General features: G+C 38.6%; 8 protein-coding genes. 3 read left to right on the top strand and 5 right to left on the bottom strand.

Annotated features, from left to right (window positions below; translation table 11 throughout):
• Window positions 1-280: 280 nt before the first annotated feature.
• The 3 genes from NEOC95_RS01015 to NEOC95_RS01025 are packed head-to-tail and all read right to left on the bottom strand — an operon-like array spanning window position 281 to window position 4,402.
• On the bottom strand, window positions 281-1,447 hold the full coding sequence (locus NEOC95_RS01015) for a DEAD/DEAH box helicase (RefSeq protein ID WP_213151057.1): 1,167 nt from the start codon (window positions 1,445-1,447) through the stop codon (window positions 281-283).
• On the bottom strand, window positions 1,444-2,253 hold the full coding sequence (locus NEOC95_RS01020; RefSeq protein ID WP_213151058.1) for an SDR family NAD(P)-dependent oxidoreductase: 810 nt from the start codon (window positions 2,251-2,253) through the stop codon (window positions 1,444-1,446). Before NEOC95_RS01020 ends, NEOC95_RS01015 begins: the two co-directional genes overlap by 4 nt.
• On the bottom strand, window positions 2,222-4,402 hold the full coding sequence (locus tag NEOC95_RS01025; RefSeq protein ID WP_213151059.1) for an HD family phosphohydrolase: 2,181 nt from the start codon (window positions 4,400-4,402) through the stop codon (window positions 2,222-2,224). Before NEOC95_RS01025 ends, NEOC95_RS01020 begins: the two co-directional genes overlap by 32 nt.
• Window positions 4,403-4,792: 390 nt before the next feature.
• Here NEOC95_RS01025 and galE point away from each other — a divergent pair, with 390 nt between their 5' ends.
• The 3 genes from galE to NEOC95_RS01040 all read left to right on the top strand — a co-directional run bounded on the left by galE (window position 4,793) and on the right by NEOC95_RS01040 (window position 8,168).
• Window positions 4,793-5,773, top strand: coding sequence for a UDP-glucose 4-epimerase GalE (gene galE, locus NEOC95_RS01030; protein ID WP_213151060.1), 981 nt, complete (start codon window positions 4,793-4,795; stop codon window positions 5,771-5,773).
• A gap of 488 nt (window positions 5,774-6,261) precedes the next feature.
• Window positions 6,262-7,845: a DNA polymerase III subunit gamma/tau gene (gene dnaX, locus NEOC95_RS01035; RefSeq protein WP_213151062.1), complete on the top strand. Its 1,584-nt coding sequence runs from the start codon at window positions 6,262-6,264 to the stop codon at window positions 7,843-7,845.
• Window positions 7,846-7,853: 8 nt separating this feature from the next.
• The gene (locus NEOC95_RS01040) at window positions 7,854-8,168 is read left to right on the top strand and encodes a YbaB/EbfC family nucleoid-associated protein (RefSeq protein WP_166154767.1); all 315 of its coding nucleotides are present in this window, start codon (window positions 7,854-7,856) and stop codon (window positions 8,166-8,168) included.
• Between the two features lie 143 nt (window positions 8,169-8,311).
• Here NEOC95_RS01040 and NEOC95_RS01045 read toward each other — a convergent pair whose 3' ends face one another.
• Both NEOC95_RS01045 and NEOC95_RS01050 read right to left on the bottom strand, forming a co-directional pair.
• A complete protein-coding gene (locus NEOC95_RS01045; protein ID WP_213151068.1) occupies window positions 8,312-8,866 on the bottom strand; it encodes an IS630 family transposase in 555 nt (184 codons plus the stop codon).
• A partial coding sequence (locus NEOC95_RS01050) for a winged helix-turn-helix domain-containing protein (RefSeq protein ID WP_213151064.1) occupies window positions 8,842-9,159 on the bottom strand: 318 nt, incomplete at its 5' end. The genes NEOC95_RS01045 and NEOC95_RS01050, both read right to left, overlap by 25 nt.

Consider the following 9,159-nt stretch of genomic DNA (forward strand, 5'->3'; position numbering starts at 1 on the left):
AAGAGGGCTTATAAAATGGGGAGTAGCTTAAAAGGCTTATTATACGTTTAAAAAAACATAAGTCTGTATGCCCAATCCTTTAAAAAGCTTCTCTTTACTTTAACAAGAGGAATTTTATAAAGTACCGGGCGGCATAAGGAGCAACTCAAAAACGTATGAGGGATTTTTAAAAAAATTACGTGGATAGCCTGAAAAAAAATCTCCTCTCCGATCATTTTCCCTCTACTTTAAAGCCTACTTTTTTAAGATGAATGAGTGATTAAGAAGTTACTTAAGAAGCCTATGATTTATTATTTTTATGAGCAACCGCCCGTTTTCTAGGATGATTACGCTCAGGAGGAGGACTCCCTATCCAGATAGGCTTGCGTCGAATGTGGTGTAAGACGCGGCTTAAAGCTTTTAGCTCTTTATCTGTCACCAAAGTAACGACAACTCCTGCTCGCTCTTGACGGCCCGTACGGCCAGAGCGATGGACATATACATCGGGGCTATCAGAAAGTTGATAGATAAACACATGGGTGATATTAGAAAAATCTAAGCCTCTTGCCGCAATATCAGTAGCTACTAAATGACGTATTTTGCCATGGCGAAATTTATTGGTGATTATAGAACGTACATCTTGACCCAATCCCGCATGCAACAAATCAACATCCCCCATTTTACGTTGCAACGTTCGGCAAACTTTTTCGCATTGGATTCTTGAATGGCAAAAAATAATGGTTTGCTTAGGCTTTAATTCTTCTAATAAGCTACATAAAGCTTGATCCCGCTGATCATAACGACAATATAAAAAGCGATGCTCTATCGACTCTGGAGAGACTTCATTTGACAACAAAGAGATTTCTTGCGGCGCTTTCATATGTTTTTTTGCCATGCTACGAATCTCTTCTTGCATCGTTGCAGAAAATAATAGCGTTTGATGCTCATGAACCAAGCAATTAATAATGAAGGCCAGGTCATCATAAAAACCCATGCCAAGCATTTCATCAGCTTCATCTAATACTAGGATATCTACTTGTGTCAAGTCGATTTGTCGGCTATAGATAAAGTCAATTAAACGCCCTGGTGTAGCTACTAGCACCTGCACACCCGATTTTAGTTTAGCTTGCTGCATGGTCGCATCTTCCCCTCCAAAAATAGCAAAAGCTTTCACTTTTTTTTCATAGCCAATTTTTTGAGCTTCGGTAGCATATTGCATAGCCAGTTCACGCGTGGGAACAATGATAAGAGCTTGTACGTGAGGAGAGTCAGGATTTACTTTATTACAAATCGGGATTGCGCAGGCGGCTGTTTTACCTGAGCCTGTTTTAGACAAAGCGATAAGGTCTTTTCCTTGTAGTATCAAGGGGATAGCTTGGGTTTGAATAGCAGAAGGTTGTTTGTATTGCATCCTTTCAAGAGATTTAAGAATCAAAGGATCAAGGTTCATATTTTCAAATAATGTCATTGGCACCGTTTTTTAATATTATTCGCAAGAATTTTTATAGATATAAAACTAGGGATAAAATGACGAAAGAAGACAGCTAAGCGGTATTTCCAGTTAAAAACATGGATAGTTTTTAAGCTTTTAATTTGCTTCCATATCTGTTCAGCAGCAAACTGAGAAGTCATAATGCCCTTTTTATTCATCGCAGGATTTCCGCCTGCGCGGATTCTAAAATTAGTGTCAACCATGCCTGGGCAAGCTACCAAAACTCTTATTCTTTTCGAACGCAGTTCATAATCTAAAGAATAGGACAGCTTATTCACAAAACTTTTGGAGGCAGCATATACCGAGAGATAAGGAAATGTAAAGAATGCTGCCACCGAAGAGACATTCATAATTACCCCTGTTTTATTAGCTTTTTCCATAGCTTTAGCGGCCTCAAGGCTTAATTCAAGTAAAGCCACACCGTTAACCTCTAATATTTGCATCTGTTGTTCTGTAGTATAGTTAATAGCTTCATTATATAAAGCAAAACCAGCATTATTGATAATTAGATCCGGAGCTTGTTGACGAATAATCTTTACGAGAGCTTGCCTTCCTTCTGAGGTAGAAAGATCTGCTGGGACAGTTTCCACGCTTACTTTTAGTCTTAAGACTTGCGCAGCTTTTTCCAGCTGAACAAGATGACGGCCACTTATAATTAAACGAATGCCCTCAGAAGCTAGAACCTCACAAAGAGCATAGCCAATTCCTGAGGTGGCACCGGTCACTAATGCTAAAGAAGGGGCTGGCACTCTACGCCTCACAGGAAGGAATTGTTTCACCATTAGCTGTTTCTTTTTTAAGCTCTTTGGTAGGATATTTGACACGAGAGTGACCTGAAGCCACCAGTGTTTTAATCAATGTTTCTTTCACCATAGCTAATTCTTCAAAAGTCAGTAAACAATCATCAAACTGCCCATCATCTGCTTTTTCACGAATCAAGCGATTAGACAACTCGGATAAAGTATGCTCAGTTACTTTATCTAAAGATCTTGAAGCAGCCTCTAGGGTATCCGCAATCATAATGATGACAGATTCTTTGCTACGTGGCCTAGGTCCTGAATAGCGGAAATCTTTTTCATCCACCCGATCGATATCCCCCTCCATTTTTTCTAATTGCTTACGATAGAAATAATAGACCCGTGTAGTGCCATGATGTTCTTTAATAATATCGATGAATTGTTCAGGCAGACCTGCTTTACGCCCCATAGCTACACCTTCACTGACGTGAGCCAAAATCACCTGTGCTGATTCTAAAGGCGTTAGCAATTGGTGAATATTCATCCCTCCTTGTTGGTTTTCAGTAAAATATTGAGGGGTTGCCAACTTGCCCACATCATGGTACAAGGTGGCCACTCTACAAAAAAGTCCATTGGCTCCTATAGCAGAAGCAGCTGACTCTGCTAGATTACCCACAACTACCGAATGCTGATAGGTACCGGGGGCTTCTATAGTCAGACGGCGTAGCAAATCGTTATTAGGATCCATGTATTCCATTAAAGTGACATCGGTCATGATACGAAAGACTGATTCGAAAAGAGGTAGAAGCCCTACCACGAGGATAGCACTTAAAAGTAGAAAAAAAGCTACACACATAATATCGGGAAAAAGAGAAAAATTCCATAAAGAATTATTATAGAAAGACATGGCTAATATCAGCCCCACTGCACTAACCCAGGCTTTGCCACAGACTACAAATATTTCTTTACGTTTACGCAGCGAATGAGTACTTAAGATGGCCACTAAGGCAGTGGCTAAGTTTAGAATCATAAACCCTTGCCGATCAAACGCCAGGGTCATAGTGAAAATAAAGGTTAAAAGAGCGCTTACAAAAGTGGCAACAGCTGAATTCATCAAACTACAAAGTAAAATAGCTGCAAAGGGAACGAATAGAGGATATCGCACCACTTCAATTAAATTGATTTTAGAGTTAAGTAAAAAAAACTCGGTAATCTTAGTTAACCCTAGAGTGAGGAGCACAATGGTAACAATGAGAAATAGCTTACGATTAGAGGTTAGTATAGAGGGGCTATTAACATGAAAATAGGCTACACAAATACCTGTCAAAAGCAAAGCCATAACAAAGCTACCCAGCAAAGTCAAAGGATGCCATAGGTTGCGGCTTTCCCCTAAAGCTTTTTTCATGGCTTGCAACATGGCAATGTGCCGAGCAGTTACTTTATCGCCCTGATTTATTATCCGACTTCCTGCACTTACATGCGTATACTTATCAGGCACTAAAGCTTGAATTTTTCTACTAATGTAGCGATAAGCGGGAAAATCTTCTTGAACTTTCCAGGTTTTAGCTTGAAAATAATCAATAATAAAATTAGCCGTTACATTTGATATAAAAGTGGTAGGAAAAGTAAATTCTTTGACATAATCCCACACGGATGAAGGAATGATAACATCCTCCATTTCTTCTGGAGTGTAAGCTAAGTAATTTTCCGTTGATAACCCTATATCTTGCATCTTCTGCATCGTACGAGGATCAGTAAAACGCAGTTTTAACAGAGTTTTTTCCAGGGCATCTACCCCTTTATACATTTCTTCAAAAGTGCTTTTTTCTGAGTATTTGCGCCAATCCTGATTATAAATAAGAAAGTTTTCAAACTCTATTCGTCTTTGCCGTACATACTTTTCAGATAAAGCATAAATCTTGCCTACATCTTTAACTACTTCTTGTTTTAAAATGATGGTGGCTTCTTCATCATAAAAGTCAAAATCTACTTGTGTAACAGTATAGTTAGGAGCAATACTATTTAACTCAAGCACTTCTACACGAACTTCTCGAAAGTGGAGAAAAGCAAAAAAGCAAATGAAAAAAATAGTACCAATGAGTAAACGTATTCCAAAACTTTTGTCAAAAAAACCTTGCTCGCGGGAAAACTTTAACTCATTATAGTTGGCAATCTCGCTCGCTTTGTCATTCATATTGTTTTATCCTAATCTTCTATAAATTCTTGTTCCCATCCTATAAAATGCTTAGTGAACCAAGAGTTACATCAAGTCACCATCATAACATATTAATTAAAATTAATCCCCACTTTTATTTGTTGCTGCCCCCTCAAATCATGAGCCATGCCATGCTGCAAAGATAAATGAGACAATTTTTTAGAGCCTACACGCACTAATTTACAGCTGCTAGCTTATTTCTTTCTTGTTAACGTCTCTCTTGCAAAAAGCCTACCCAAGCCTATCCTAGCTAAAAAATATTTTTTGCCGACAGGTCAAAATTATCCATTTTATTATTTATTTCTTGCAGCATATTGGCAGCTTTCTTCAAAATCAGTTACTCAATTCCTTTAGTCGTCCGATCTACATATGCATAAGAGTAATAAAAAAAAAGTGTTAGTTACCGGTGGAGCTGGCTTTATTGGCTCAACTGTGAACAAGTTACTTCACGAAGCTGACTACGATACTGTCATTTTGGATAACTTAAGCCAGGGCAAACGCAACCGTGTAAAGTGGGGAACTTTTATTGAAGGCGACATGGGTGATCCCCTTCTCTTAAAAAAACTTTTTGCTAACCAGCAGTTTGATGCTGTGATGCACTTTGCTGCCTTTATTAATGTAGGTGAATCTGTACATAACCCAGAAAAATATTATATTAACAACGTTTCCTCTACATTAAATTTATTGAAATGTATTAAAGAATTTAGTGTTAAGGTCTTTATATTTTCTTCCTCCGCAGCTGTGTATGGTTTACCTCAGGCTAACTTCATTTCTGAAGATCATCCCACTCATCCTATTAATCCCTACGGTGAAAGCAAGCTTATTATTGAGAAAATTTTAGATGATATGGATAGGACTTATGGAATTAAATCTGCTAAACTGCGCTACTTTAATGCGGCCGGTGGGGATCCTGAAGGAAAAATCAAAAATGATTTCTCTGCCTCCTCCAATCTTATTCCTATCGTTCTTCAAGCTATTTTAGATAATCGACCTGTCACTATTTTTGGAAAAGACTACCCTACTCCCGATGGAACTTGTTTAAGAGACTACATTCATATCTACGACTTAGCTACTGCACATATCAAAGCCATGGAGAAATTATTAGCTGGAGGCTCCACGGAAATTTATAATTTAGGAAATGGAAAGGGATTTAGTGTACAAGAAGTCCTTCAAGCCGCTGAAAAGGTGACTAAGCGAAAAATTCAAGTCCTGGAAGGCCCCCCACGTCCGGGAGATCCTCCTTATCTTGTAGCCAATGCTCATAAAGCTAAATATGAATTAAACTGGCAAATTAAATACCCTAGCCTTGAAGAGATGATTGACCACGCTTGGGCCTCTTTGGAACAGTAATAAATAAAACAATCACTTGGTCTGTAGATGGAAAGCTAGCCTTTTAATTTAAAAATTAATTTGATTATTCTATCCTTTAAAGCTGCTTTTTTCATTGGCATGCGCTTTATTAATTTGTATTTGGCAGCTTAGGCATTCACTGACTATTAAGTTTACAATAGGCTCCTTAGGCAGGAGTTAATGCAATTCTATATTTAATAAAAGCCTAATTTTAAGGAAAGAGCTAGCCTGCAAATGCTAAATTTTCTTTTTGGAGGATAGAGCTATAGCTTCTTTAGCCGTTAGGTTTAATCTTTCCTTTTCTTAAGAAGATGGCTTAAAATTGGCCATTTTTCTACATAAAAAATTGCATTTTAGAAGAGCTTAATTCTGTTAAGGACCCATCCTGAGTAGATTATTAAGAAGTTTTTTTGTTTAACACAAATTCCTCCTTCCTTAAAATTACTCAAGGCAAGTAAAATAGATAAAAAAACATTCAAACATCTTTTATGACCTCCTATCAAGTCCTGGCTAGAAAATACCGACCTCAAACTTTTGCTGAAGTTCTAAACCAAGATGCTATTGTAACAACGCTTAAAAATGCCATTAAGAATAATCGCCTGGCACAAGCTTACCTGTTTTGTGGCTCTAGAGGAACAGGCAAGACTACCCTAGCTCGTATCCTTGCCAAAGCATTAAATTGTCATCATCTTACTGAGCAGTTTGAGCCCTGCAATCGATGTAAATCTTGCCAAGAAATCACTTCTGGCCATTCCCTAGATGTTCTAGAGATTGATGGAGCTTCTAACCGAGGAATTGACGACATTCGTCAAATTAATGAAACTGTGGGGTATGCTGCCTCAGCGGGTGGATATAAAATCTACATTATCGACGAAGTCCATATGCTCACTAAAGAAGCTTTTAATGCTTTGTTGAAAACCCTTGAAGAGCCGCCTCCTAAAGTTAAATTTTTATTTGCTACTACCGAGGCTCATAAAGTTCTGCCTACTATTTTAAGTCGCTGTCAACGTTTTAATCTTAAACGCATCTCTCCCCTGCTCATCCAAGCAAAGCTGCGTAAGATTGCAGAAGAGCAAAATATTCAGGTTGAAGATGAAGCCCTGCGTCTAATAGCTAACCATGCAGAAGGAGGGCTACGCGATGCCGAATCTCTTTTTGACCAAGTTTTATCTTTTCATGATGGTTTGATTGCGGCTTCCACGGTAGCTTGCATGTTAGGTATTGTGGAAAGCGAATATTTTTTTAAATTAGATAAAGCCAGCCAAGAAAGTAATTTAGCGGTAGCTTTTGAGATCAGCGAAGAGGTATTTACCCAAGGTAAAGATATAGTGTATTTTGTTGAGAAATTAACAGAGCACTTTCGTAATATCTTGGTTGTCAAGCTCTCGGGCAAGGAAGCACCTTTCTTGCATCTATCCGAGGAAGAACGCGATAAATATGCAGTTTCCGCTAAATTGTACTCTCAAGAAGCTTGCTTAATGATTTTAGACTTTTTAGTGGAAGCTCATCATCAAATCCGATTCGCTCCTTCGCCTAAAACAACTCTAGAAGCTTTACTATTGCGGATTATTCGTGCTCAATCCCGAATTCCTGTAGACATTCTTGTGCGTCGCTTAGTGGATCTAGAGCAAAAGATAAGTAAAGAAGGATCCACATTAGAAGGCTCTTCTAAAGCTACGGCTGTACCACCTGGTGCTACACCAGCTATCTCTTCTGCGCCACCCAGTTCGCCTATCAAGCTAGAAGAGCCTTCTTCTGCGCCACTTGGTTCACCTATCAAGCCAGAAGCGCCTCCTCCTCCAGCTCCTAAGTTAGAACCCTTAGCAGAGAGAACTGCAAAAGAAATACCTTCATTATCTAAAACTAGCGATAAGTTTGCCTCTACTAGTGTTGATCCTACTCCTTCCCCTGCTGACCTTGGAATCGTAGAAATAGTAGAAAAAAAAGGGCTGCTTGCCAATAGTAAAGTCACAAAGGAGAAGCTGGATCCTAGCAAGATCAGTCGCTATGATACGATTATGCAGTTTGCAGCGGTAGAATTAGAAGGAACCATTCAAAAGAAATTAAGTTAAGGAAATATATGGGCACAGGTTTTTCAAAGCAAAAGAAACAAGCTAAAATGCTACAAGATCAATTCTCCAAATTGCAGACTCAATTACAAGCCACTGAAGTGGTAGGAAGTGCTGGTAACGGTCTTGTATCGATTACTTTATCGGGCGAGCACGAACTAAAGCAGATTAAAATTAAGCCTGAATGTGTAGATCCTGAAGATGTGGAAGGGCTTGAAGATCTTATTAAAGCAGCTTATAAAGATGCTTTTACTAAGCTTAAAGAGCAAAACCCCAAAATACCTAGCCTGCCTGGTATGCCTAATTTAGGTGGATTTGGCTTCTAAAGCCATTTCTTTACTTATAACCGTGATTTCTCACCACATTTCAGAATAATAGAACTTTTGGTAAGGAGACTCTAAGCATTTAAGGATAATTCTATGGCGTTCTTTCAGATTAGTAATACGCTTTTAAATTACTCCTTACACAATTAGGCATACGATACAGCACATAAACTTTTCATTCTTTTTTCTTCCAGACATACCTTTCTCCAAGAAGCTATTGCCATCTTTTCTAGTTCTTTATAACCCCGATAAATACGATTAGACCAAAAATGGCTACGCAAGTAATGCCATAAGTTTTCAACAGGATTAAGTTCAGGACTATAAGGAGGTAGAAAGAGCAGGTGAATATTGGAAGGAACTTTCAGCGTTTTACTAGTATGATAGCTAGCTCGGTCTAAAATTAGCAAAGCATGGGAAGAAGCAGACAGTGATTGACTAACTTGCTCAAGAAGAATTTCCACTCCTTGGCTATTTAAGAAAGGCAGAATCATTCCTTCTGCTTGCCCTGAACGTGGGCAAACAGCTGTTGCTACATACAAATTCTTATATTCTGTCTGCCTAGGAGCTTTTGGCCGCGTTCCTTTCTTTGCCCATACTTTAGTAAAGGTGCTTTGTTGTCCAAGCCTTGCTTCATCTTCAAACCAAATTTCGATCTTTTGCTCGGGAAATCGTTTGTTTAAGCTGGTGATGGCTTTTGGAATTTTTTTTTAAAGGCTTCTTGCTCTCTTAAGTTAGCTTTATAATGTTGAGGACGAGGAACCAAAGGTGTATAGCGGCAACGACGTAAGATTGTCCAAATTCCTTGCAAGGTTAAGTTTTTACCAAACTCTTTTTTTAGAATAGCTTGCAGATCAACTAGGTGAAAAACATTGATGTTTTCGTCAGGTTCAGGCCCTTTTTCTACCCTCTCTAAGAAAGCTTTTTCTTGCTCAAACGTTAAAGCTCTTTTTCTTCCTGTTATTACAGGCCTCCTATCTTTCAGGCCCTCTAAATT

Source organism: Neochlamydia sp. AcF95 (assembly GCF_018342455.1).
Taxonomy (GTDB): domain Bacteria; phylum Chlamydiota; class Chlamydiia; order Chlamydiales; family Parachlamydiaceae; genus Neochlamydia.